The following is a 23,905-nucleotide window of genomic DNA, read 5'->3' as shown; positions in this document are numbered from 1 at the left end:
TAATGCGTACAAAAATTGCGATTATAGGCGGTGGGCTAAGCGGCGTGTATGCAGCTTACCAGTTAGAGCAATGCGGCATTACCGATTACATATTGCTTGAAGCCAGAGACCAATTAGGTGGCCGTATTATGGACTTTACAAGCCTGTCGCAAGCGACAACAAATAGCTTTGATCTTGGCCCAACGTGGTTTTGGCCAGAGTTTCAGCCGCAATTAAATGCCATTATTAAAACCCTAAACCTAGAAACATTTGCCCAGTACGAGCAAGGCAATACGCTAGTAGAGCGCTCACATACACAACCGCCCACAGCAATGCCCGGTTATACGCATGCGCCTACGTCTATGCGGTTAAAAGGTGGCATGGGCACACTTATTAATGCCTTACATGCAAAGCTTAGCAACAAACACATAGTGACCGGCGCTTTGGTTAAAACAATTACCCACCAACACGGTAATATTGAAGTTAACTTTAGCACCTCAAACACAACCGATAATAAAGTAAACGTTGAGCACGTAATGCTTGCGCTACCACCACGCTTAGCCGCAAGCCAAATAACATTTACCCCCGCATTGCCAAGCGATTTAGTACCGCAGTGGCAAAATACCGCAACCTGGATGGCACCCCACGCTAAGTATATTGCAGTGTACGATACGCCATTTTGGCGTAAGCAAACGCTCTCGGGCAGCGCCCGCAGCAGTGTTGGGCCAATGGCAGAAATACACGATGCATCAAATCCACTAGGCCAAGCCGCATTATTTGGCTTTATTGGCATACCCGCTGATGATCGAAAACGCATTAGTAATGAAGATTTTATCACACACTGCAGAGCGCAATTAGTCAGGCTTTTTGGCGCACAAGCCGCCACTCCCAAAGCCGATATTATTAAAGACTGGGCACAAGACCCACTCACAGCAACACATTTAGATACACATGCTGCGAATACACATGCACCAGCACCTTACATAACCGCGCAAAATGGCCCGTGGTATCAAAATTTAGTCGGTATTGGCAGCGAATGGTCGGTGCAATTTCCAGGCTATGTAGCTGGTGCGGTTGATGCAGCAAACATAGGCGTTGAGCTGTATTTAAAAAAAGTTAACGCGTGATGTGTAGAGGCTGAGGTTTGAGCTTAGTGCTTTAATGGATAGCTCATAACGGCAGCTGATGGACGGTTATGAGCGAACTTCGGAGATTAGACATAATTTTTGCGCAAATCCGCTTCAGACAAGGAGCGGACATTCATCACTCTCTGCTTTTAATTCCGTTATGTGCCATTAACGGTCGTTCGACGATGCTCTGCAATGAACAATTATTCTTTGTTTGGATGTTTATTTTCAGTAGTTCTGTATTCTAAGAACCCCTGAATAGTGTTGTATGTGTTTTCTGTGACAAATGGCTTTAAAGTGTTAATGAAAGTATTAAAATTTGCTGGATTTCCATCATCTACTTGATGGTTGAAATTAGTCCATATATCAAAAATACTAACTTTATTTTCTAGGGCTAATTCGTCAGTTGCAATAATTTTCCAGAAGACCAAACCGCATTCATACAAAGCATCATATTTTTTTTGCTGAATTAGCGCTCCAAAAGATTGTTCGCTTGTGTTTTTAAGGCAATTTTTTGTATCCGTACTAAATTTTTCTTTTGCGTAATTACGATATTTGCTGCCCAAACTATTTAGCAATTCGTAAGCCATATATTCTGCGCCACCTTCATGAATCCATTGCTGTTCGATGGCCGAAATATTTTTTGCCTCTCCTTGAAAAACATGTGCGATTTCGTGTGCAAAAAACCAACTAACTTGAAACTCGTTTAAATCTGCAATAGCTTTCTTTCCATACCAGTGCATGAATACTTGATTGGGAAGTGTTCCTCCTTGATTTCCATAAGAACCACTATTATCGTCACTGTAAGAGGCGAATAGTGTTGGTTTGAACTTCAGCTTGCCCAATTTTTCAGAAAAATAGACCATCATTTCAGGTATTTGTCGTTGAAGAGCTTTGAAAAGGATCGAAGGCAGTTCATTGTCAATTAAAGCGAAAATATCTTCGTTTTCAATTGGCACTGCTGAGCCAACATAAACCTTTTGTCCTTCATCCTTGTCTACCCAAGAAGACTTTCCTTTAAAGCTCTTACCATCAACAATTATTAAATCGGTATTGTTAGATATAAGAGTTATTTCCCAACTGTTCTGATAACCAGTACAAGTATTCGGACAAGCAAAAAATCGCCCTGAATGAATAAGCATACTTCCATCAGAAAATGGCGAAAAAGGCGCATAGTCTTTTGGTAACGCAATATAGGTTGGAGTCAAGTACAGACTAACTTTTGTAAATTTGGTTGAATCGCTTTTCCTGATTATTTCCTTATTATCTAAAACGGTAACAACAAAATTATCATCCAGTGGACGCCATCTAAAAGTTCGAGATTTATCTGGGGAGCTTTTGAACGCCAACATATCTATTTGAGCATCTGTTCTATATGTCAAAATCCATTCATTCTGAACTGTTTTTTCAATAGTCGTCTCGACGTTCGTTTCTACACCACTGGCCATTAGCGGTATGAGTAACAGTAGGCATATATTAAATGTCTTCAATCCAAGTTCCATTTTTTGATTGCATTAATTCTTCTAAAATTCATGTTTTTAAATATACCCAGCAAGCCCCACTAAGTCACTTTTCGAACAAAATTATTACCATGTTCTGGTTTGCCGAGACTCCGCAGATCGCTCATTTCTGTCGTTTGTTGTTGCACGACTCAGCGGCAGTTAAACGTACTTTGCCGCCCATCATCCTTCCTGTCAGGCTCAAATAGACAAGGGACGGACATTCAATGCATCGAAAACTGGTCAGCATTAGCGAATCCAGTGGAGGCCACACTTTTCGAGGCTTAAAGAATCAAAGTAACTTGTTAGCTAGTTACAACATAATCTGATGGGTAACTTATTCACGGCTTACGTTAGCAGTGCTGTGATGTAGGAAAAACACGTACTAGTTAGAACTCTTAGTCAAGCACCTGATTCCACGTATTTCTTATATATTTCTTATGCTTATATTACTTTACAAATTGCATTATAGACATGAAACGCAAAATTTTAAATTTGCGTTTCACTTCTACTGTGTTATGTTTATATTTCGTCAACAACCAGAACTCCACAATGGCTAAATTGAGAATAGAAAAGGCACCCAGCTTTAATTTTGATTCAGAGTTTAGTGCAATTCACCCATACATAACTAAGTATTCTGATACTGATGAACAAGGCCGTTATCTACATTGGTCACAATTTAAGTGGCGCGTGGATAAAGGTGATGACGTTGAGTTGGCATGGAAAACTGTTTTATTCAAACGTGGTCTCAATTTGAAACATACAGGCCTTCAAGATCCAGGAGGAATTTCATTTACATATAATATTCCAGCAAGTATGGAATCGAAATTGTATCATCTTGATAAATTAGCTGGTGGTAACGTTGGAAGTATTGAAGAATCAGCTGCTAGTGATAGCCTCCAGAATAGGTTTCTTGTTTCCTCACTAATTATGGAAGAAGCGATTACAAGTGCGCAACTGGAGGGGGCCTCTACCACTCGGGAGGTGGCTAAAAAAATGCTTGAGGAAGAACGGGAACCAATAGATGAAGATGAAAGAATGATTCTTAATAACTTTTTACTTCTCAAACATGCAGAACGAAAAGCTGGAGAACCATTAACTATCGACTTGATTCTAGAGTTTCATTATTTCGCCACGTTTAAGACATCGGAAAACAACGTAGTACCAGGTAGTTTTAGGGAAGCCAACGATATTTACATTGAAGATGGCGACGGAAATATTGCCCATCGCCCTCCCGATTTTAAGTTAATTGAAGATAGACTAAGATCTTTGTGCGCATTTGCAAATATTGATCACACGTCTGAAAGCGGTTCAAGTTTTATGCATCCAATATTAAAAGCAATCATACTGCATTTTTTTATAGGATATGAACACGCTTTCAGAGATGGAAATGGTAGAACTGCGAGAGCACTGTTTTATTGGTTTATGCTAAAGAGTGATTATAAACTTTTCAAGTATGTTTCAATATCAAAACTATTGAGAGAAAACCCAAGAGATTACGGAGAGTCTTTTTTATATACAGAAAGAGGACACAACGATCTTACGTACTTTATTTATTATCAACTAGACATAATCATTCAAGCGTTTAATGATTTGAAAAGTTACCTTGAAAATAAAGTAAGTGATTTTCAGAAAATTACAGCTCTGCTGGAGCAAACAAAGTGGGGTAAGAGGCTTAACTTTGTCCAAATTGACTTGATCAAGAAAGCTGTTAAGGAACCTGGAAGAGCGTTTACAGTGAAAGAAACCGCCAACAGTTATAACATTGCTGAAAATACTGCTCGGAAGTATCTAAAAATGCTTTCAAACGAAGGGCTCTTTCTCTCTTCAACGCACGGTAAGACCGCCTTATTTATAGCTCCTTCAGAATCTGCACTCACGAATGCTCTCAGAGGCCATGGCTAGTCTGTGTATTAATTTGCGTTGAAAAACTTTAATGCGTGCAGAACGCAACAACGGTACTGTGAAAGTTTCAATAAGCCAACGGCCGCCCTACGTACACAACGGACTGTCAGATATAGTTAAGTTAGGTTGTTGAAGTGTCAGTTTAAATCCGCGATAAACCCTAAATAAGCACAGTCATTCGCTTCCTCTGAGCAGTAGCACTTGCCCGTGCTACCTCAACTCACCTGCTTTTTAAGTCGCTTTTTCAAAACTGAGTCGCCATCAGTTTTTGATAACATTAGGCTGTCGGTAATACTAAGCAGCGCAACTACTGCCATCATCGCCATAGCAATTTTGAAGTTGATAAGCGACGGATCGCTATTTGGATTACCCACCATCAGTGAAGCTACGGCCAGCATAAGCGCAGAAATGGTGATCCCCATGCCACGGTTCATTTGCATGAGTATTGCACCCAGTGTATTGGCATCGCGCATTTTGTCTTTTGGCACATCCGCAAAGGCGATGGTGTTTAATAAGGTTAAATGCATCGACCTATTCACACCGCTAACAAACAAAATAACCGCAATCACAACCGATGAACTTTGTTGAGTAATTAGCGATAGCGCCACAAAACCCAGTGAGATCATAATGCCATTTGCAATAAGCACACGCTTAAAGCCAAAGGTGTTCATTATCCAGGTAGTCGCGGGTTTAATGGCAATATTACCCACAAACAGCCATAGCAATAATGTACCTGCTTCCACCGGCGAGTAACCCATTCCCAATTGCAGCATAAGCGGCACCAAAAATGGCGCACTGCCTAACGCTATACGTACTACCGAGCCGCCGTACATTGACAATCGAAAGGTGCGATACTGCATGGCTTCAAAAGAAAACAGAGGTTTTTTAGCACGGCGAATATGAAACACCGCAGCTATCAATAATAACAGTCCAAACACGGTCACCACGCTGCCCAATAGGGTAGAGGTGTTGTGACCAGCAAATAGTTCTATACCGGCCATAAAAGAGGCAAAGCCAATACCGGTTAGCAGAAAACCTACTACATCAAACTTACCCACATTCGCGGTGAAGTTCTCAAGCAAATAGGCGGAAGCAATAAGCGCGAATATGCCTAATGGCACGTTCATAAAGAATATCCATTGCCAGCTCAAGTGGGTGGCAATCCAACCCCCTAATACAGGGCCAAGAATAGGGGCACTTAACGCCGGCCACGTGATAATAGCCACGGTTTTAACTAGCTTTTCTTTTGGTAAGTCTCGCAGCACCACTAAACGTCCTACGGGCACCATAAGCGCGCCGCCAATGCCCTGCATAATACGAGACAAGGTAAAGCTAGTTAGGTTAGTGCTAATTCCACATAATATTGATGCCACCACAAAAATGATAATGGCGGCCATGAAGACATTACGGGCACCAAATTTGTCGGCCACATAACCACTTAGCGGAATAAAAAAGGTAACGGCAACAAGGTAGGCAGAAACGCCAATAGAAAGCTGAGTTGCTGGCACGCCGAAATCAGCGGCAATAACGGGAAGCGCGGTGGTGATCACCGTGGCATCCAGAATTTCCATAAACAAGGCCCCAGCAACAAGTAGGGCCGTTGCGGTATCGCGACTAAATGATCTCAAATGCGCGCACTACGCGGGCTACGCCCGTTATGTTCCTTGCAATATCTACAGCTGCATTAGCTTCTGCATTGGTTAATCGGCCCATTAAGAACACTTCAGAATCTTGCACTACCACACTAACCTGTAAGGCTGGCACGCGTTCATCGGCCACTATCTTGGTGCGTACTTTTGATGCAAGCCATATGTCATTAGCTTGAGTACCCGCCCCAATAGGTTCACCAATGCGAATTTGATTGTGAATTTTCTTGAGGTAATCGACTTCCTGAGCCCGTCTAACCGCTTCATCAATTAACGCTTGCGTGGGAGCTTGGCCAGTAAGTAAAGCAATGCCGTTATACATATCGACTTGTAGATTGGTTTGCTCTTTTAGCGCTTCACTCTTTGACCATTGATAAGCCACAGCGCGACCTGCGTTTTGGTCATCAAGTTGAGTACCAACGGTGCGTCTGTCGTTCGCCACTTTCGCAGCCATCGCTCCCGCGGCGCCAACCGCCACCACGCAGCCCTGTAATTGCATTACAAAAAGAAGTGATACAAGAGTAATAGTTAACGTCTTAACTCGTTTCATAAATGGGTAAACGTTATTCGTCTCCAAGGTCGGCCGGGAATAAGCTGTCATCAATGCATTCACATAAATTGTGAATCACCAACAAGTGAACTTCCTGAATGCGGGCAGTGCGGTTAGAAGGCACACGCACTTCAACATCGTGCTCGCTTAAGAAGCCTGCCATTTCACCACCGTCTTTACCGGTTAAGGCTACAATGGTCATATCACGAGACAAGGCTGCTTCCATGGCGGCAATGACATTTCGTGAGTTACCACTGGTTGATATAGCAAGCAAAATATCGCCAGACTGACCTAACGCACGAACTTGTTTGGCAAAAATTTCATCGTAGCTATAGTCGTTAGCAATGGAAGTAATAGTAGAAGTATCAGTGCTTAACGCAATAGCTGGAAGGCTAGGGCGATCGCGTTCATAGCGGTTAAGCATTTCAGAAGAAAAGTGCTGAGCATCACCTGCCGAACCACCGTTACCGCAGCTTAAAATCTTATTACCGCGAATTAGCGCTTCAACCATCATCATGGCTGCTTTTTCAATTGATTCAGGCAAAATTTCAGATGCAGCAATTTTGGTTTGAATACTTTCAGTAAAGTTCGCTTTAATTTGTTCAATCATACTTCTTTTCTCTGCATTTCAGGATATCAAGCAATCTCAACAATGAGTGCACATCAGGCTGTAGGAGGTTGGCTTGAGAATTCGGCGCAGGCAGTATTTAGGCTTCCGTAAACACGCTGTGAACCCATCCATGGGAGCTCCGCTGCCGCATCCATGCGGCGGAGGGTTTACTACAGCCTAAGTACTACCTACACCTAATCACCAGCACACCTAACCGCTACGCGCTTTTTATCCAATATTTTTAAGCCACTGAAGGTCGCTTCCGTCAATGGCGATAACGTCTATGCGTAATGGGGTAGACGCGGGATTAAAGTTATTATCTAACAAATAGAACGCAAACGCAGCCTGAATTCGTTGAAGTTTCTTCATTGTGACAAATTCAGCGGCCTGACCGTACTGTGACTTTTTGCGAAACTTCACTTCTACACAAACAATGGTGTCACCATCTTGCATAACAATATCAAGTTCACCACGTTTGGTTCGGTAATTACGACAACGTAATGTAAGCCCTTGTTCCTCTAAATAAGTAACGGCCTTGTTTTCTGCTGCATTCCCTTGCAATACGGACAATGTAGTTTACTCCATTAGCATTTGCACGCGCTCGTTACGAATAACGGCTTGAGGTAAGTTTCGTTCTACTTCACTGTTTTCATTCAGCGTAAGTGTGCCGGTTAACCCGTCGAATGTTATGTACGACAAGGTCGTTAGCATCCCTAATTGGGGGAGTAATTCGTAAGCGTCTACACCGAACGCGAACAGTCTATTTTGCAACGTACTGCGATCGGGCCAAGTTTGGTTGGTTTGCTGAGCAAGTTGCTGCCATTTATGGTCTGGCATCATCCATGGCATGTCGATAAAGCGAACGTTTTGTAAATCACGCCACTGGTTCTTGCCACTGTTGTAGTCCATTGAACGAGAGGTCGCATAAACAGGCACTTGTTTTCCATCGTACGGGTTTAAGCTCGCTTCTATTATGGGGTTAAGAAGTTCGGTATCTTGCGGCGACGCGAATGCAACAATGGCATCAATGTCTCGCCTGCTGCGGGGCATGTTGTAAACTTCTTCGTTCGTCATATATTCAATTTGGTTAATACGCTGATTACTTTGGGCTACATCTAAAGCCTGCGTGATGCCTTCTCTTAGTGACTCACTATCATTGAACGTTACTGAAGTGATGTTAGCCTTGCGGGCTTGGGCTTCTTGTTCGTGCAGCGTGTTCCAACGATTTTTAAACGCATCGTTCATACGCTGGTACAAGTTACTTTGCGCTGCAATAACAATTGGGGCTCTAAAGCCTTTGCTATAAATAAACTCTGCAAGCTGATTGGCTTCATCTTCCGGCGCAAGGGCGAAATAATTAACCGCTGGTGCTGTGGTGGTAGGCATCTCAGATTCAGCGTTAACGCCTTCTGGGTTTAAAGGCTCTGAGTTTACTGACGCTGAGATTACTGAGGCTGAGCTATCTGAAATTGTCGGCATTTCATCCGGGCGGTTCAACGCCAACATGTTCACGCCAGGCGGTAACGCGGGTATTAATTGCTCAACGGTTTCTTTTAGTAGCGGGCCGACTATAAATTTAGCATCGCCAATGGCGGCGACCAGGGTTTGTGTATCGGCGTTGGTGGTATCAACAAACCGAATGTCAGGCATACTATTTGGGTTGCTGCTTTGTTGGAGCTGTTGGTAATAACCCGCCATAATGCCATCTTTCACCGCCTCACCAGTAGCCGCAAGCCTTCCGCTTAACGGCAATAGAACAACAAGTTCACGAATTTGAGGGGCAGTTAGTGCCTGCGCTAAGGCAACCTCTTTGGGTAAATGCTGTGCCAACATATGGCCTGCATAAACCTGTTGATATTGGGCAATGGACTGATTCAACTGCTGCGGGTTTCGTGCACTTTCAACGGTTAACTGACGAAGAGCAAAGAAGGGTTGCAATTTAGGGTACTGATTTTCACTTTGGGTGAGTTCATCAGCAGGTATTTGGTTTAATAATGCCCAAACTTTAGCGACTTTTTGTTCGTCTTCTAGTTCAGTAGACAAAACGCTATTGGCCGCCTTAGCCCACAAACCTTGCTTGGCATAAAGGTCTGCTTCCAGCGCCGCCAGTTTGGCAACAAGGGCAGGGCTAGTATTCACATCTTCCAGCATGGCAGTAAGTTGTGCTGGCGATGAAGAAGGGTCGTTCTGATATGCCATTGCAACATGTATGGCGTAGCTATCTTGCAACGAGGTAGCTACACCGTCTTGTTTCATTTCAAACAAGATTTGCTGCGCTAAAATAGTATCGTCTTGCGCGAGATAAAGACCCACTGCATCTAGTAGTAAGGTATCTCGTTTTACTTTATCTCGGGTTTGAAGCCATACTTTTTTGGCTTCTACCAGCTTGTGTTCTGGCGTGATATGTTGCTTTACTGGCGCTTCTACCGGCTCAGTATTGATAATCTTAGGTGCCGAGGTGGGTTCAGGTGTGCTCCCGCAGCCTGCTAAATATAGCACGCTGGTGGCTGTCGCCATTGCAAAGGTAATGCGCTTTGTAAAATGTCCAATGTGACCCACAGTCTGTTTCCTTTCACTTCGTTTAACGGCAAGTAGCGGCAAGTTTATCCTAACCACGATGAAAATCTACGTTTGCCGACGTAAACTAGCCCAATGGCGTGGTACACTTTCTTTATTATTCGTTATTTTTATTGTTTATATGACCAATTTCGCCACCTTGTATATCGTTCCTACACCTATCGGCAACCTTGATGATATTAGCGCCCGCGCTATCGAGGTATTAAAACAGGTTAACTGGATTGCTGCGGAAGATACACGACACAGCTCTCGGTTGTTACAGCACTTCAGTATTTCTACACGTACCTTATCGCTGCATGATCACAATGAAGATAAACGTACCGCGATGCTGGTACAGCGCTTAAAAGACGGCGAATCTGTGGCGTTAATCAGCGATGCGGGCACGCCATTAATTAGCGATCCTGGTTTTGTATTTGTTAGGCGCTGCCGAGAAGAAGGTATTCCTGTTATCGCATTGCCAGGCCCATGTGCCGCTATTACCGCGTTAAGTGCTTCTGGGCTGCCAACAGACCGATTTATTTTTGAAGGCTTTTTACCGGTAAAAACACAAGCTAAAGACAACCAACTTGCCGAACTAAAAGCGCGTACTTGCACGAGCGTATTTTATGAAGCACCGCGCCGTATTTTAGCCACAGTGAAAGACATTGCCCGTGTGCTAGGAGACAGACACATAGTGGTCGCCAAAGAGCTTAGCAAAACCTTTGAAACCTATGTGAGTGGTACGCCGGGTGATGTTATTGATTATTTAGAAGCAGACGCAGCCCACCAAAAAGGTGAGTTCGTGGTGATGGTGTCGCCAGCTCAAGTGAATTTATCTGAAATATCGGCTGAAGCCATGTCGCTTTTAACCACGTTATGTGACCACATGCCATTAAAGAAAGCCGCAGCAGTGGTGGCTGAGCATTATGACTTGAAAAAGAATGCCTTGTACCAAGCTGGGCTAGACGCAAAAGGTGCGAAAGACGCTGATTGATCTCAGACCTATGGGTTAAGGGTACCTATCTAAACAATATAGTTAACACACAATAGGCTTAGCGCATTTTGCACTATCGCTTATCACGTTAAGTGTAAGGTTGGAGGATAGTTATGAGTCAGCAAGTTTTGAAAATTGAGATGCCAGAGGGTAAATGGGTTGTCGATATTTTTGGTAAATCCGGCGATTCCGGCGAGTACGATTTAATTCACCCTAATACGCAGGTGAAGTTAGCCTTAGCCGATGAAATGCATGGGTTTCGGTATAATCTTACTGGCCCTGAAGGTACGCCATTTGCTATTTATCTTGATGATACGGTTATCGCGGAAGGCACGGTTGATAAAAGCCAGAATCTTAACGGTACAGGCATTTTATAAAATAGGTTTTTATCCACTACGCTGTATTCAAACGTCATAAATAGAAATGCCCGCTGGCGTTAACGCAGCGGGCATTTATTTTTTAGTTAAAAGGCGCTATCTACTGCTTACGACAAGCGGCCTTTAAAGTCTTCGTAAGAAAATTGGCGAACAATTTCGAACTCACCGTTTTTACGCAAAATACCAATGGCGGGGTGTTCAACGCCGTTGAAGAATGATGTTTTCACCATGGTGTAATGCATCATGTCTTCAAACTGAACCCGATCGCCGGCTTTTAATGGCGCATCAAACGAGTAAGTATCAATAACATCACCGGCTAAACAGGAATTTCCACCTAAGCGATAGTCGTAGGCTTTCTCGCCAGGTAACGCTGCATTTAAAATCGTCGGCCGATAAGGCATTTCAAGTACATCAGGCATGTGCGCCGTGGCTGAAATATCTAAAATGGCAATATCACCATCATTGTTTACTACATCCACGACCTCAGCAATTAGCGGCCCTGTTTGCCACGCGACGGCAGAGCCCGGCTCTAAGATAACGTCTAAATGCGGGTAGCGCTGTTTAAAATCGCTAAGGGTTTTAATCAGGTGGTCAACATCGTAACCTTCGCTAGTCATCAAGTGACCGCCACCTAAGTTTAACCACTTTAACTGACCTAGGTAATCGCCAAAGCGTGCCTCTATTGCTTTAAGCGTACGTTCGGTAGCAAATGAGTCACACTCACACAAGTTATGACAATGGAAACCGTCAATGCCCGATAAACCTACCCCTTCGAGCTCACTTACTCGAAGCCCCAATCGCGACCCCGGCGCTGCGGGGTCGTAAAGCGGGGTATCTGCTTCTTGATGCTCTGGATTAATACGCAAACCCAGAGACACGCCCGCAAGCGCATCTTTGTGAGTTTGCCATTGTGACAGACTATTAAACGACAAGTGATTCACCAGCGTAGCCAGCTCTTCTATATCCGCCTTTTTATACGCAGGAGAATAGGCATGGACTTCTTTACCCATTTCAGCGGCTAATTTGGCTTCCCATACCGAACTTGCGGTTGCGCCATGTAAATAAGGTTTAATGATGTCGAAGCTCGACCACATTGAAAACCCTTTTAAAGCCAGAATAATTCTAACGCCTGACTCGTCTTGTACACGCTTCATCAACTCAAGGTTTCGGATGAGTTTTTCCTCTTCCAGCACATAGCAAGGAGAAGGGATATCTGTTCGTTGCGTTAAGTCTGCCAACCTTTATTTGCTCCAGTTACAGTGTTCTATTACTTAGTGAATGGGCTGCTATCACACTCAAGTACATGCCATGGAAGGCCATGCTCGTTAAGCATATCCATGAATGGATCTGGATCGAATTGTTCCATGTTCCAAACACCGTTTTCTTTCCAAGTGCCATTTAGCATTAGCGCTGCACCAATCATGGCCGGAACACCTGTGGTGTAAGACACCGCTTGTGCACCAACTTCATCGTTACACTTGGCATGTTCACAGTTGTTGTAGATGAAAATGGTTTTTTCTTTGCCATCTTTTATACCGGTAATGTAAGTACCAATGCAGGTCATGCCGGTATAACCTTCAGCCAGCGAACCTGGGTTGGGCAGAACTGCCTTTAAGAACTCTAAAGGCACCACTTTTTGGCCTTGGAATTCAATCGGTTCAATGCTGGTCATGCCAACGCCTTCTAATACGCGAAGGTGTGTTAGGTATTCATCACCAAATGTCATCCAAAAACGCGCACGTTTTAGAGTAGGGAAGTGCTTAACCAAAGATTCCAATTCTTCATGGAACATCAAGTATGACGCGCGCACACCAATATTTTGGTAATCCAAATCTTCACGCACGCTGAGTGGATCGGTTTCTTTCCACTCGCCATTTTCCCAGAAACGACCACGTTGAGTAATTTCGCGAATATTGATTTCAGGGTTGAAGTTGGTAGCAAATGCTTGACCGTGATCACCACCATTACAATCAACAATATCCAAATAGTGAATTTCGTCGAAATAGTGCTTAGCAGCGTAAGCGGTGTACACGTTGGTTACACCTGGATCGAAACCACTGCCTAACAACGCCATAATGCCAGCGTCTTTAAATTTCTGCTGGTAAGCCCACTGCCAAGAGTATTCGAATTTTGCTTCGTCTTTTGGTTCGTAGTTTGCGGTATCAAGGTAATCAGTATTGGTTGCTAAACAAGCATCCATAATAGGCAAGTCTTGATACGGTAGCGCAAGGTTAATTACTAGGTCAGGTTTAACATCGTTAATAAGCGCTTCTACTTCTTTGGCGTTATCAGCATCAAGAGCGAATACGCCTTTAACGCGGTCTGCACCCACTTCATGTTGCAAGGCTTCACACTTAGACACAGTGCGGCTGGCAAGAAAAATTTCGTCAAAGTGTTGAGGTAAACGTGCACACTTTTTTACGGTTACTGAGGCAACGCCGCCAGCACCAATAATTAAAACGCGAGACATAATAATTAATCCCTAAATAAGCTAATGAATTTTGGGCTGAATGCTAGCAGACGATACCAAATTGGCAAGCAAAGACAGCATAGGTTCGACAAAAAATAGTCATCGTAATCACAAGGAAAACGAATAAGCGCAATTTATACGCGATAACGCCTATTCTGGCATTGTATTGATGGGAGGGGAAACCACAATTTTGTCGCCCACACGATAATAAGGATAGAGTAAAAGTTTTTCCTCGTCATTGGGGCACGCAGCGCTGATGGCGATAGCATCTAAACGAGTGTGTTTTTGCGTTTCAACCGTCGCGGCGTAAACGAGAATACTGTAACTTTCAGAGTCTGTGGTAGTGTCGATGATTCGCCACTGCAAACACTCTATAAGCTGACTTTCGTCGATACGATAATGGGTTTCTTCGCTAAACAAACAACCGACTTTGCCATTTTCATAAATAGCCGCGAAGGGATAGAAAACGGAACTGGTAGAAAGTACCAGTTCGCATAACTTGAGCGCCCTAGAAACCAGTATGTTTAAAGGGGGTGGTAAGCTACTTGTTCCTTTTATCATGGTGCATCTCCTAACAGTTATTGCGTTTGAGCGGTAGCTATGAGTAACGCGAAGCTAGATACAACCAGGCTGTGCTTTTAGATATACACCTTCCACAGCCTTGATATTAGGTTAAACGAATGTGTGGGTCTATAAGATCAAGGGGTTTTATTTTTTCTGGCACCCTGAATTCCGCCAGTGTGAACGATGATAAGTGTCTGTCCTTTTTCAATTGTCCTTTTTTCACCTACATTGGTCGAGGCATTGGTTGAAGCCAAAGTGGCTAGCAAGTGCTTAAGTGCCCAAAACACCTTTCCAGAGTAAACCCCTTCAATTTCAAACGGCATTGTTCGATTGAAGTTTTCACAGAATGTCTTCAAGTACGGGGGTATTTTCCCATATCCACCACAATGAAAATCATGATTGATGCTGAAGTGGCTTTTTGAGCGAGCGCTAAGGGCTGATGCATGAGTGGGTGTAGAAGTATGAGCAAGATTAAGTGCCCGCCCCGGCTCAATAAACTTTTCTACGAGTCCTTCTAGGTATCCTTCTCCTTTTAATACGCCAATGCCAATAGCGTGTTGGTGGGGTGATAATGCAGAGGTTAACCCTGCCAAGGTCGCGCCACTGGCAACAGGAGCAATAATACGGTCGAAAGGGATATCTATTTCGTTTACGACTTCTTGCACGCCTTTTAGCGCCGCCATTTGGCTGCCACCTTCAGGAATAATCAACGCATCGGGAAACTGAGTTCGTAGGCTTGCTAAATAAGTAGGCTCATCCCTTTGCTGATAGGTTTTTTTATTTACGTAGTGAACTTGAGCGCCCCATTTCACTAAATCCTGAATCATTGGGCTGGGGTGTTTTGTGTAGTCGCCGCGAATAATAGCGTGAAAAGGCACATTTAGCTGATGACATAAATAACCTAAAGCATGCAGATGATTGGAAAACCCACCGCCAAAACTGACTACTGAGGAAGGTAGCTGGGTTTTCAAATCCGAGCGTAAACCCGCCTGCGAATTTAAAGCCATTTCTTGGTGCGGCAAAAGAGCAAACGCGTACTTTAATTTACGCCATTTGTTGCCTGAAATGATGGGATGTATTTTATCGTCCCGCTTAACAAACATTGATACATGTTCAGCCCCCTCCCAGTCTGGCGCAAAGGGCTCTAGCGGCGAGGGTAAACATAGGGCATCAGCAAAACTTTCAAAATTCAAAACAAGCTATTCAAATGATCAATGTGGCAATTCCAACAGTATAACTAGAAGATAGATAAAGAAGGTACATGTATATGTTTCAACGTCGTTATTCCACTTTAAAGCTCGTCATCGTATTGGGAATATCACTTGTGGTTTTGTCGAAAAATGTGCTGGCGCAAAGTGTGCCTGATTATGTCACCAAACAAGTGCCCGAGGCGCAAGTTGTGGGTAATGCAATGTTTACGTATATGTTTTGGGACGTGTACGACGCTACGCTCTATGCGCCGAAGGGACAGTGGCAGTCTGACGCTCCTTTTGCATTAAAGCTTGATTATCAAAGAAGTCTAGACGGTAAAAAGATAGCACAGCGTTCAGTAGATGAAATGCGTAAGCAAGGTATTAGCGACGAAGCAATGTTAAGTGAATGGCGAGACAAAATGGCGGCGCTTTTCCCCGATGTTGAAGACGGTGACGTGATTACCGGTGTGGCTACCTCAGACCAAGCCAGTGAGTTTTATATCAATGGTGAGCTAGCTGGCACTATTGAAGATACAAACTTCACGCAGTCTTTTTTCGACATTTGGCTGTCAGAAAAAACCTCTGAACCCAAATTACGCAAGGCCTTGTTACAAAAGTAATAAGCCCATTCTTTATTAATTATGGGCAGCGATTCTAAGCGCGTTAAAAAGCTTATCAAATAAGCTCAAGAATAAAGACTATAAACAAAAATATTAGCTAAAAATATCAGCTTAAAGCATCAACCTATATAAACAAAAAGCGCACAGCAAGCGCAGTGAACGGCATTCATTTGGCGAAATATTTATTAAAAAAATAAGTCGCTAAGCAGGCAGCCATATAAACCAAAATCGAGGTCATTATGAAATTTATACAGCGCACGGTATTAGTCGGGCTTTTATCTTGCCTTACTCTTGTAGCCGGATGTTCTACATCGGTAGATGGCAATACTTACAAACAAGTTTCACCCACGTTTAATATTGAGGAATTTTTTGCTGGCAACGTTCGGGCTTGGGGCATAGTACAAAATCGTTCTGGCGAAGTGGTTCAGCGCTTTGTGGTAGATATTGAAGGTAAAAACGAGGGCGGTACATTAACGCTAGATGAAACATTCACCTACGGGGTAGGTGAAGGGCCAAAAACTCGTACGTGGAAAATTGTTAAACAGGCCGATGGCACCTACGTGGGCAACGCGGGCGATATTGATGGCCCTGCAACAGGCACTTCATACGGCAACGCATTTAACTTTCATTACAATATGGACTTACCGGTTGATGATACAACCTATGCAGTTACCTTCGATGATTGGTTTTGGGCATTTGACGATAGCGCCATGATGAACCGCTCATACATTAGAAAATTTGGCGTGGTAATGGCTGAGGTGACTATTTTTATGCAGAAACAAAGCTAGTGTCGATTTAACAGTTTATCAAAGCATTAACATCAAAGCATTAACGGGGGAAGGTGAATACTACGCCCAACCCGTGACCTTGCATAAGCGGGTCGTGCACGAACCAGAGTTTACCTTTGTGCAGTTTAATAATTGCCGAAACAAGCGATAACCCCAACCCGTTCCCTTCACAGGTTCTGCTTTTATCAGCTTGGAAGAAACGACGTTCTAAACTATCAAGTTCATGTTCATCAACTCCCTTCCCATTATCATTCACGCTGATAATCACATGGGAAGACGTGGCGGTAAGTTGTAGCGTAACGGTTCCGCCATCAGGCGTGTATTTTATGGCGTTATCTAGCACATTCGCTACTGCTTGAAACAGTAAGTTTGGATCGCCGTAGAACTGAACTTTTGACAGCTGACTAATTAGGTTAATATCACGGTCTTCGGCCAATGGCTGATATAAATCCTCTACATCAATAATCATTTCACTTAGCTCGGTTTCACAAAACCCTTCTTTTTTGTGAACCGTTTCTAGTTTGCTAATTCGCAAAAGACTGTTGAACATATTTAAGAGTTTGTCAGCTTCGTAGGTAGTTTCGTGGCGTAGTTTCTCATCACCAATATGTTCTAAATTATTGCGTAAGCGTGCCAACGGTGTACGCAAGTCATGGGCAATACTGTCGCTTACCGACTTTATATTGTTCACCGCACTTTCAATGGTATCGAGCATATGATTGAACACAACAGCCAGTCGACTTAAATCATCCCAGTTGCTGTCTATTTCCAAGCGTTCTTCTAAATTACCAGTACGAATAATGTAATCAGCAGTTTGTGCCATGCGGTTAATACGCTTAACTACGTAAAGTGCGACCGCAAAGCTTATGGCACCCAATACGCATAGCAAGGCAATAATTATCCAACCAAACGTTTTTCCTAACCACTGTGCACTGTATAAATCATCGATATTCCGGCCAACAAACAAAGAATAACCTTCTAGGTTTACTTCCTCGAAAAGAATGCTGTTGGTTGATTCAGAAAAGGAATAGCGGGTGCTGTCTTGCGCGATACTCTCTTTTTCGCCGCTCAGTACGGGCAATTTAATAATGCTTGTGAAGGGAGTACCAGCGTCAACACTTTCACCCATGGCAATAGGCCACATTGGATAATTGCCTGCTACTATCTGGTTTTCGCTGTCGCGAAGAACCACAATTAAACGAGATGGCGTTAAGGCGTGGGAGGTGTCGGTTAGGTTCGAATCTGACGAAAGGCTTGGTGTGGTTCTCGCTTGAATGTTACTAATAACCGCATCAATACCCACTTGCTCATGCAATAGCGTAAACGCATAAGTTTCAGCATCAACCGCAGCGCTTGCCTCACGAATAAATACGTCACTACTGGCAAGACGCCAGAAGTAAACGATAAATAAAATAGCAACAAGCGCTAACGAGGTAAGTAATACCCCAACTCGAAAACTAGAGCTTCGGGTGAAATTGCCTATTGCTAACACACAACCGGATCCGCAATTCTATAACCCGTGCCTCTTACCGTTTCAATAAGAGGGACGTTAAATGCTTTGTCTACTTTTTGACGCAAACGGCTGATATGCACGTCGATAACATTGGTTTGCGGGTCGAAGTGATAATTCCAAACTTGCTCCAATAGCATGCTACGAGTAACGACCTTTCCTTGATGGCGTAATAAGCACTCTAGTAACTGGAACTCTTTTGATTGTAAGTCTATTTCGGTATCACCGCGTTGTACTTTCCTGTTAACAAGATCAAGCGTGAGGTCGCCCACTTTGATAAGTGTTTTATCACCGCTTTCACGTTCTCTTCCTGCTAACCCTTCAACACGGGCGAGTAGTTCTTCAAACGCAAAAGGTTTGGTTAAATAATCGTTGGCGCCTGAACGTAAACCCCGGACTTTATCTTCTACTTGGCTTTTCGCACTAAGCAGTAGCACAGGGGTAAGCACGTTATCTTTTCGTAAACGTTCTAAGATGGTAAAGCCGTCTAACAAGGGAAGCATTACATCTAGTACAATAACATCTACATCATCGGACAAAGCTTCAGCTAAGCCTTTTTCGCCATCACGCGCCGCAACGCAGCTGTGCCCTTCACCAATAAATCCTTTTTCAATGTGAGCGGCAACCTTGGGATCATCTTCAACAAGTAGCACATTCATGATTTTGGTACTTCTAATTAATGGAGTTAAATATCAGTGTTTATACATACAATCTATCGTGTTGCGATCACTTTGGGTTGCTATCAGCACCCCTATTAAAACGGACATTAGCGTTATATGGCGTAAAATGTTGAATGTCCCCACGAGCACATTTCACCTGAACTTCGTGCCAGTATTCTGGGGTCATTAGGTCGCCATGCAACGACTTCAAAATATCCTTAAGTTTCCGTTTTCCAACAATAAAATGTTCAAACTGCTCAGGGAAGACATCGCTGGGACCAACCGACAACATGTCCATCGCATAAGGGTCATCTGATTTGGGTAGCGCCCTAAAATGACGTTCGTTCATTAAACATATTTCATCATAGTCGTAAAAGATAACTCTGCCATGTCGGGTTATACCGAAATTTTTATGCAGCATGTCGCCAGGGAAAATATTCGCCATGGCTATTTGTTTAATACAAAGCCCTAACTCGTTTAATGCGCTGCGTACTTTGTCCTCATCTTCTTCTTGTTGAAGATACAAATTAAGCGGAGTCATCTTACGTTCTATGTATAAATGCTTAATGACCAGTTCGTCATCGGTAAATTCGAGACTAGAAGCGCAGGTTTCTTTAAGTTCTTCGATTAAAAGAGGGTCGATACGAGACAAGGGAAAGCGAAAGTTAACGTATTCATGGGTGTCTGCCATTCGTCCCACACGATCTGACATTTTTACTAACCGATAACAGTCTTTAACATGCTCTCGGGTGATCTTCTTACTTTCGGCAAACTCATCTTTGATAATTTTAAACACTACCCCGTAAGAGGGCAGGTGAAACACCATCATCACCAATCCTCTAATGCCTGGCGCGGCCTCAAAGTGATCGTCGGTGGTATCCATATGATCGAGAAAATTACGATAAAACACTGTTTTCCCGTGCTTGTAATGACCTAGCGCCATGTAAAGCTCAAAGTGTTTTTTGTTGGGTAATAGTTCTTGAAGGAACGCCGCCACTTCTGCTGGGTTTTGGGTGTCTGCCATGAAGTAGCTTCTGGCAAAACCGAAAATAACGCTTAAATCACTTCTGTCCGTGAGTAATGCGTCTACAAACAGGGTGTGTTCATCACTGCGTTGTAAAGAGATTACAAAAGGGAGGGTTTCTTCTGGCATGCATATTCTGCCAATAAGATACGCCGATTTTCCTCTAAAAAACGTGGGTTTTAGCAGTTCCACAGTATGAACACTGGCCAATTGCTGTGTGGTTAATCGCTTTCTAAGTGCTTCTTCAAGGTTTTGCATGTCACGTTCGTAATCTTCAAAAGGGATGCCGTAGCGATAGATTTTGAAAATAGACACGTACATCTCGCGTACCGTGGTGGTGGTATCGAAGCTGTGAATGACTTTATCTCGGTCTTGGCCGGGTAAAAAGCAGCGACTTGGCAATACAAACATCATGCTGTTGTCGATTTTGCGGTGTTTGAATAAACGTCCAATCACAGAATTATAAAAGGTTTCGGCTAGCTCAAATTGCGGGTGGCCTTCAAGTTGTCGTGCGAAAACCTTCTTGAGGTCTTGCCAAAACTCGTCATTTTTTTTATGAACTTCGGTTAAATGGTAAACATCGGCAACGGCATCTGAAAGGCTTTGTTCATAGATGGTAATACGCTCTTTTGAAGCGAGCTGAATTTCTTTCCATTGGCCTTGCTCAAACCGCGATTGGGCACCTCTAGTAATTCGCGTAAACCAGCGATAGCTCTTATCAAAATGAGAAAGAATTTGATAAGCAACTTTTTTAGAAAGGGTTACATCCAGCATAATTTAACCTTAAACAATAAGTGATATTCAATGCAGTGCAATGTGCTTTGTATTTATATTTGGCTGCATATACCTTCTAAAGTAACAAATATTTACGATAAGCTACTGGAAAATTGACCTAAAAGTGTTTTTTTATACTTTCGTTTAATATAGTCTTATCCCTACTTTCTTCATCCATGTTTTCGACAATAGACGCATTGCTTTGAGTTCCTTGTGGCGATATACGTACTTGTAGATGACTAAGAGTTGACCATGAGCTTTAACATTCTGATTTGTGATGATTCGGCGCTAGCAAGAAAGATGGCGCGCCGTAACTTGCCCGATGGATTAGCAAGTGAAATTTATGAAGCATCTAATGGTGTGGATGCGCTTGAGATAATGGGGCATCATCGCATTGATTTAGTGCTGCTAGATTTAACCATGCCGATACTCGACGGGGTAGGCGTGCTTGAAGAAATAAAGCGCCGAAAAATAGAAGTGTTTGTAGTGGTCATTTCAGGTGATATTCAGCCGGTGATGCAAAACCGCGTGATGGAACTCGGCGCGCTGGCATTTATTGAAAAGCCGCTAAAACGACTGCCATTAGAAACTACCTTGAAGCGCTACGGATTTATTCTGCCAGAAACCATGGCGTGTTAAATAAACATCTTCACGGGTAATGATATTGGGTGTTCATGCACTTATAAATACCAAAAAAGGAGCTCATATGAGCTCCTTTTTGCATTTAGTTTTGTGTTAAATCTTGTAGCGCTAATGAATGCTCATGCTAGTCAAACCAATGACGGGTTCTATTCGCGAACCATACCAGCGATAACATAACTGGTACTTCAACCAGCACACCAACAACGGTTGCTAGGGCAGCACCGCTATGTAAGCCAAATAAGGATATGGCTACCGCAACGGCTAATTCGAAAAAGTTAGACGTACCAATCATGCAAGCAGGCGCCGCAACATTGTGAGGTAGCTTCATTTTTTTCGCTGCAAAATACGCTATCGCAAAAATACCGTAGGTTTGAATAAGAAGCGGTATCGCGATAAGCACGATGTCTTGAGGCTGGGCTAATATTGTTTCTGCTTGAAAGCCAAACAGCAATACAATGGTAATTAACAGCCCAAGTACCGAAAATGGCTTAAAGCGTTCAATAATTGCCGTAACCGCTTGCTCGCCTTTTTTCTCCATCTTCTTACGTGTGATAACACCAGCGATGAGCGGCAATACCACATATAGCACTACAGATAGGATCAAGGTATTCCAGGGTACTGTGATATCGGTAACACCCAATAACATAGCCGTGATAGGGGCAAATAAGATAATCATTATCAAGTCGTTAATAGAGACTTGAACTAAGGTGTAGTTTGCATCGCCTTTTGTTAAGTGGCTCCATACAAATACCATGGCAGTACACGGTGCTACACCTAGTAAAATCATACCCGCGATATATTCAGTGGCCGTTTGTGGGTCTACCCAATCGGCAAAAATGCCTTTGAAGAATAACCAGCCAAGTAGCGCCATTGTGAAAGGCTTTATCAACCAGTTCACGACTAAGGTAAGTACCAGCCCTTTGGGCTTTTTACCCACATCTTTTATGGATGAAAAATCAATTTGAATCATCATTGGGTAAATCATGAGCCAAATTAGTACAGCAATTACCAAATTTACGTGAGCATATTCAAGGCTAGCTACTAGCGCAAAGAAGTCTGGAAAAAGACTGCCGACGGTTACACCTGCAATAATACAAAGTCCTACCCATACGGATAAGTATCGTTCGAAAAATCCCATGAGACAGTGTCCTTAATGACGTTGATGTCTTTAAAACTTACAATCTGTTCTACACAATATTGCTTAAATCGTTTTTTGGTTGACCCGTTTACTTAATTCCTCTGCGCTTTCAACGCGCTCAGAATAGCGATTAACAAGATGATCTTTGTTGTCGCGGGTCAGCAGTGTAAATTTCACCAGTTCTTCAACCACATCCACGATGCGGTTGTAGTAAGAAGAAGGCTTCATGCGGCCATCGTCTTCAAATTCTAAAAAGGCTTTTGCCACCGAAGACTGGTTAGGAATGGTCAGCATGCGCATCCAGCGACCAAGCACACGCATTTGATTCACTGCGTTGAATGATTGAGAGCCACCACTGACTTGCATTACGGCTAAGGTTTTCCCTTGAGTTGGGCGCACCGCGCCAATGCTTAATGGTACCCAGTCGATAATACTTTTAATAATGCCTGTCATACTGCCGTGACGTTCAGGCGAGCACCAAATTTGCCCTTCAGACCACATCATTAGCTCGCGAAGCTCTTTTACTTTTGGATGGGTGTCATCTTCCGTGTCTGGTTGTGGCAACCCTCTAGGATCAAAAATCTTAGCTTCACAACCATAGTACTCAAGCAGGCGTGCGCTTTCTTCAATGACTAAACGGCTGTAAGAGCGCTCTCTTAACGAGCCGTAAAGTAACAATATGCGCGGTTTGTGTTCAGAATACGTTTTTGCGAAGTCGTCTGCTGTAGGTGCAGGCGCAACGCTTGTCACTAAGTTATCAGAAGGTGATGTTTTTTCTGACATTACTGAGCCCCTTTTTCCTGAAGCGCCTTTTTAACGTCTTCGATAGCAAGGTTACGAGATGCAATATCACTTAATACGGCAACGCGGCTTTCAATAATATCGATGGTGTTGTAGAACGCTTGGGCTTTGTCTTCTTCACTACCTTCTAATTTCGAAGGATCTTCAAGACCCCAGTGCAACTTAAGAGAATTACCAAAATACACAGGGCAAGCTTCACCCGCTGCTGAGTCGCACACGGTAATGACAATGTCAGGCTGGTAGTCTTCAAAGTCGTCCCAAGACTGGCTTTTAAGCCCATCGGTACTATAGCCACGCTCGGCAAGGTACTTTACTGACAACGGATGTACTTCACCCACAGGCTGGCTTCCCGCACTGCGCGATTCTAAAGATGAATTGCTTGAAGCATTAGTAATGGCTTCGCAAAGGATGCTACGGCAACGGTTGTGCGTGCAGATATACAATATTTTCATTACAAAAATCCTGATGGTTTACGTCAC

The 23,905-nt window shown here is 43.4% G+C and carries 23 protein-coding genes; 7 read left to right on the top strand and 16 right to left on the bottom strand.

Features of this window, described 5'->3' with window-relative positions:
* Positions 1 to 2 precede the first annotated feature (2 nt).
* Complete coding sequence (locus J5X92_RS12720) at positions 3 to 1,106, top strand: FAD-dependent oxidoreductase (protein WP_126873823.1); 1,104 nt, start codon at positions 3 to 5, stop codon at positions 1,104 to 1,106.
* Between the two features lie 203 nt (positions 1,107 to 1,309).
* Here the strand turns inward: J5X92_RS12720 and J5X92_RS12715 are convergent, their stop codons facing one another.
* Positions 1,310 to 2,596, bottom strand: a complete 1,287-nt coding sequence (locus tag J5X92_RS12715) for a hypothetical protein (RefSeq protein ID WP_126873822.1) — start codon at positions 2,594 to 2,596, stop codon at positions 1,310 to 1,312.
* A 561-nt stretch (positions 2,597 to 3,157) separates the two neighbouring features.
* On the opposite strand from J5X92_RS12715, the gene J5X92_RS12710 reads away from it, so the two are divergent.
* Positions 3,158 to 4,510, top strand: coding sequence for a Fic family protein (locus tag J5X92_RS12710; RefSeq protein ID WP_126873821.1), 1,353 nt, complete (start codon positions 3,158 to 3,160; stop codon positions 4,508 to 4,510).
* Positions 4,511 to 4,725: 215 nt separating this feature from the next.
* Here the strand turns inward: J5X92_RS12710 and J5X92_RS12705 are convergent, their stop codons facing one another.
* The 5 genes from J5X92_RS12705 to J5X92_RS12685 all read right to left on the bottom strand — a co-directional run bounded on the left by J5X92_RS12705 (position 4,726) and on the right by J5X92_RS12685 (position 9,875).
* Positions 4,726 to 6,138: an MFS transporter gene (locus tag J5X92_RS12705; protein WP_244360741.1), complete on the bottom strand. Its 1,413-nt coding sequence runs from the start codon at positions 6,136 to 6,138 to the stop codon at positions 4,726 to 4,728.
* Entirely contained in the window at positions 6,125 to 6,706 is a 582-nt protein-coding gene (locus J5X92_RS12700) for a BON domain-containing protein (RefSeq protein ID WP_126873820.1), read from the bottom strand. Before J5X92_RS12700 ends, J5X92_RS12705 begins: the two co-directional genes overlap by 14 nt.
* 13 nt (positions 6,707 to 6,719) lie before the next feature.
* A complete protein-coding gene (locus J5X92_RS12695; RefSeq protein ID WP_208805893.1) occupies positions 6,720 to 7,316 on the bottom strand; it encodes a phosphoheptose isomerase in 597 nt (198 codons plus the stop codon).
* 228 nt (positions 7,317 to 7,544) lie between these two features.
* Entirely contained in the window at positions 7,545 to 7,886 is a 342-nt protein-coding gene (locus J5X92_RS12690; RefSeq protein WP_126873819.1) for a YraN family protein, read from the bottom strand.
* Positions 7,887 to 7,892: 6 nt separating this feature from the next.
* Positions 7,893 to 9,875 (bottom strand): penicillin-binding protein activator, encoded by a 1,983-nt coding sequence (locus tag J5X92_RS12685; protein WP_339891096.1) that lies wholly within the window; start codon positions 9,873 to 9,875, stop codon positions 7,893 to 7,895.
* A 139-nt stretch (positions 9,876 to 10,014) separates the two neighbouring features.
* On the opposite strand from J5X92_RS12685, the gene rsmI reads away from it, so the two are divergent.
* Complete coding sequence (gene rsmI / locus J5X92_RS12680) at positions 10,015 to 10,866, top strand: 16S rRNA (cytidine(1402)-2'-O)-methyltransferase (protein WP_041452691.1); 852 nt, start codon at positions 10,015 to 10,017, stop codon at positions 10,864 to 10,866.
* A 113-nt stretch (positions 10,867 to 10,979) separates the two neighbouring features.
* Positions 10,980 to 11,243 (top strand): hypothetical protein, encoded by a 264-nt coding sequence (locus J5X92_RS12675; protein ID WP_013782865.1) that lies wholly within the window; start codon positions 10,980 to 10,982, stop codon positions 11,241 to 11,243.
* A 107-nt stretch (positions 11,244 to 11,350) separates the two neighbouring features.
* Here the strand turns inward: J5X92_RS12675 and nspC are convergent, their stop codons facing one another.
* The 4 genes from nspC to J5X92_RS12655 all read right to left on the bottom strand — a co-directional run bounded on the left by nspC (position 11,351) and on the right by J5X92_RS12655 (position 15,470).
* Positions 11,351 to 12,481 carry a carboxynorspermidine decarboxylase gene (gene nspC, locus J5X92_RS12670; RefSeq protein ID WP_013782866.1) on the bottom strand — a complete coding sequence of 377 codons (1,131 nt, stop codon included), beginning with the start codon at positions 12,479 to 12,481 and terminating at the stop codon, positions 11,351 to 11,353.
* A 29-nt stretch (positions 12,482 to 12,510) separates the two neighbouring features.
* Entirely contained in the window at positions 12,511 to 13,713 is a 1,203-nt protein-coding gene (locus J5X92_RS12665) for a saccharopine dehydrogenase family protein (RefSeq protein WP_013782867.1), read from the bottom strand.
* Between the two features lie 150 nt (positions 13,714 to 13,863).
* Entirely contained in the window at positions 13,864 to 14,274 is a 411-nt protein-coding gene (locus J5X92_RS12660) for a hypothetical protein (protein ID WP_013782868.1), read from the bottom strand.
* Between the two features lie 137 nt (positions 14,275 to 14,411).
* The gene (locus J5X92_RS12655; protein WP_041452468.1) at positions 14,412 to 15,470 is read right to left on the bottom strand and encodes a pyridoxal-phosphate dependent enzyme; all 1,059 of its coding nucleotides are present in this window, start codon (positions 15,468 to 15,470) and stop codon (positions 14,412 to 14,414) included.
* A gap of 68 nt (positions 15,471 to 15,538) precedes the next feature.
* Between J5X92_RS12655 and J5X92_RS12650 the strand changes: the two genes are divergently transcribed.
* Positions 15,539 to 16,090: a chalcone isomerase family protein gene (locus J5X92_RS12650; protein WP_232363175.1), complete on the top strand. Its 552-nt coding sequence runs from the start codon at positions 15,539 to 15,541 to the stop codon at positions 16,088 to 16,090.
* A gap of 239 nt (positions 16,091 to 16,329) precedes the next feature.
* Positions 16,330 to 16,878 (top strand): DUF3833 domain-containing protein, encoded by a 549-nt coding sequence (locus tag J5X92_RS12645; RefSeq protein ID WP_208805892.1) that lies wholly within the window; start codon positions 16,330 to 16,332, stop codon positions 16,876 to 16,878.
* A gap of 40 nt (positions 16,879 to 16,918) precedes the next feature.
* On the opposite strand, the gene J5X92_RS21075 is transcribed toward J5X92_RS12645, so the two are convergent.
* The 3 genes from J5X92_RS21075 to aceK form a co-directional block, all read right to left on the bottom strand.
* Positions 16,919 to 18,370 carry a HAMP domain-containing sensor histidine kinase gene (locus J5X92_RS21075; RefSeq protein ID WP_013782872.1) on the bottom strand — a complete coding sequence of 484 codons (1,452 nt, stop codon included), beginning with the start codon at positions 18,368 to 18,370 and terminating at the stop codon, positions 16,919 to 16,921.
* The gene (locus J5X92_RS12635; RefSeq protein WP_013782873.1) at positions 18,364 to 19,047 is read right to left on the bottom strand and encodes a response regulator transcription factor; all 684 of its coding nucleotides are present in this window, start codon (positions 19,045 to 19,047) and stop codon (positions 18,364 to 18,366) included. The genes J5X92_RS21075 and J5X92_RS12635 overlap by 7 nt, the downstream gene beginning before the upstream one ends.
* Before the next feature lie 67 nt (positions 19,048 to 19,114).
* Positions 19,115 to 20,845, bottom strand: a complete 1,731-nt coding sequence (gene aceK / locus J5X92_RS12630) for a bifunctional isocitrate dehydrogenase kinase/phosphatase (RefSeq protein ID WP_208805891.1) — start codon at positions 20,843 to 20,845, stop codon at positions 19,115 to 19,117.
* Between the two features lie 252 nt (positions 20,846 to 21,097).
* On the opposite strand from aceK, the gene J5X92_RS12625 reads away from it, so the two are divergent.
* The gene (locus J5X92_RS12625; RefSeq protein WP_013782875.1) at positions 21,098 to 21,484 is read left to right on the top strand and encodes a response regulator; all 387 of its coding nucleotides are present in this window, start codon (positions 21,098 to 21,100) and stop codon (positions 21,482 to 21,484) included.
* A gap of 127 nt (positions 21,485 to 21,611) precedes the next feature.
* On the opposite strand, the gene arsB is transcribed toward J5X92_RS12625, so the two are convergent.
* From arsB to J5X92_RS12610, 3 genes are all read right to left on the bottom strand, one after another.
* Positions 21,612 to 22,625 (bottom strand): ACR3 family arsenite efflux transporter, encoded by a 1,014-nt coding sequence (gene arsB / locus J5X92_RS12620; RefSeq protein ID WP_208805890.1) that lies wholly within the window; start codon positions 22,623 to 22,625, stop codon positions 21,612 to 21,614.
* A gap of 63 nt (positions 22,626 to 22,688) precedes the next feature.
* Positions 22,689 to 23,408, bottom strand: coding sequence for an arsenical resistance protein ArsH (gene arsH / locus J5X92_RS12615; protein ID WP_208805889.1), 720 nt, complete (start codon positions 23,406 to 23,408; stop codon positions 22,689 to 22,691).
* Positions 23,408 to 23,878, bottom strand: coding sequence for an arsenate reductase ArsC (locus J5X92_RS12610; RefSeq protein WP_208805888.1), 471 nt, complete (start codon positions 23,876 to 23,878; stop codon positions 23,408 to 23,410). The genes arsH and J5X92_RS12610 overlap by 1 nt, the downstream gene beginning before the upstream one ends.
* Between the last annotated feature and the right edge of the window lie 27 nt (positions 23,879 to 23,905).

Origin of the sequence: Alteromonas sp. K632G (assembly GCF_017653625.1) — a bacterium.
Lineage (GTDB): Bacteria > Pseudomonadota > Gammaproteobacteria > Enterobacterales > Alteromonadaceae > Alteromonas > Alteromonas naphthalenivorans.
The sequence above is the reverse complement of the archived record's forward strand: the minus strand, read 5'-3'. Positions and strand labels throughout refer to the sequence as shown.

Coding starts and splice junctions, on each gene's coding strand:
- J5X92_RS12720 (WP_126873823.1), top strand. CDS start 3: ATGCGTACAAAAATTGCGATTATAGGCGGTGGGCTAAGCGGCGTGTAT.
- J5X92_RS12710 (WP_126873821.1), top strand. CDS start 3,158: ATGGCTAAATTGAGAATAGAAAAGGCACCCAGCTTTAATTTTGATTCA.
- J5X92_RS12700 (WP_126873820.1), bottom strand. CDS start 6,706: ATGAAACGAGTTAAGACGTTAACTATTACTCTTGTATCACTTCTTTTT.
- J5X92_RS12695 (WP_208805893.1), bottom strand. CDS start 7,316: ATGATTGAACAAATTAAAGCGAACTTTACTGAAAGTATTCAAACCAAA.
- rsmI (WP_041452691.1), top strand. CDS start 10,015: ATGACCAATTTCGCCACCTTGTATATCGTTCCTACACCTATCGGCAAC.
- J5X92_RS12675 (WP_013782865.1), top strand. CDS start 10,980: ATGAGTCAGCAAGTTTTGAAAATTGAGATGCCAGAGGGTAAATGGGTT.
- J5X92_RS12665 (WP_013782867.1), bottom strand. CDS start 13,713: ATGTCTCGCGTTTTAATTATTGGTGCTGGCGGCGTTGCCTCAGTAACC.
- J5X92_RS12660 (WP_013782868.1), bottom strand. CDS start 14,274: ATGATAAAAGGAACAAGTAGCTTACCACCCCCTTTAAACATACTGGTT.
- J5X92_RS12650 (WP_232363175.1), top strand. CDS start 15,539: ATGTATATGTTTCAACGTCGTTATTCCACTTTAAAGCTCGTCATCGTA.
- J5X92_RS12645 (WP_208805892.1), top strand. CDS start 16,330: ATGAAATTTATACAGCGCACGGTATTAGTCGGGCTTTTATCTTGCCTT.
- J5X92_RS12635 (WP_013782873.1), bottom strand. CDS start 19,047: ATGAATGTGCTACTTGTTGAAGATGATCCCAAGGTTGCCGCTCACATT.
- aceK (WP_208805891.1), bottom strand. CDS start 20,845: ATGCTGGATGTAACCCTTTCTAAAAAAGTTGCTTATCAAATTCTTTCT.
- J5X92_RS12625 (WP_013782875.1), top strand. CDS start 21,098: ATGAGCTTTAACATTCTGATTTGTGATGATTCGGCGCTAGCAAGAAAG.
- arsB (WP_208805890.1), bottom strand. CDS start 22,625: ATGGGATTTTTCGAACGATACTTATCCGTATGGGTAGGACTTTGTATT.
- arsH (WP_208805889.1), bottom strand. CDS start 23,408: ATGTCAGAAAAAACATCACCTTCTGATAACTTAGTGACAAGCGTTGCG.
- J5X92_RS12610 (WP_208805888.1), bottom strand. CDS start 23,878: ATGAAAATATTGTATATCTGCACGCACAACCGTTGCCGTAGCATCCTT.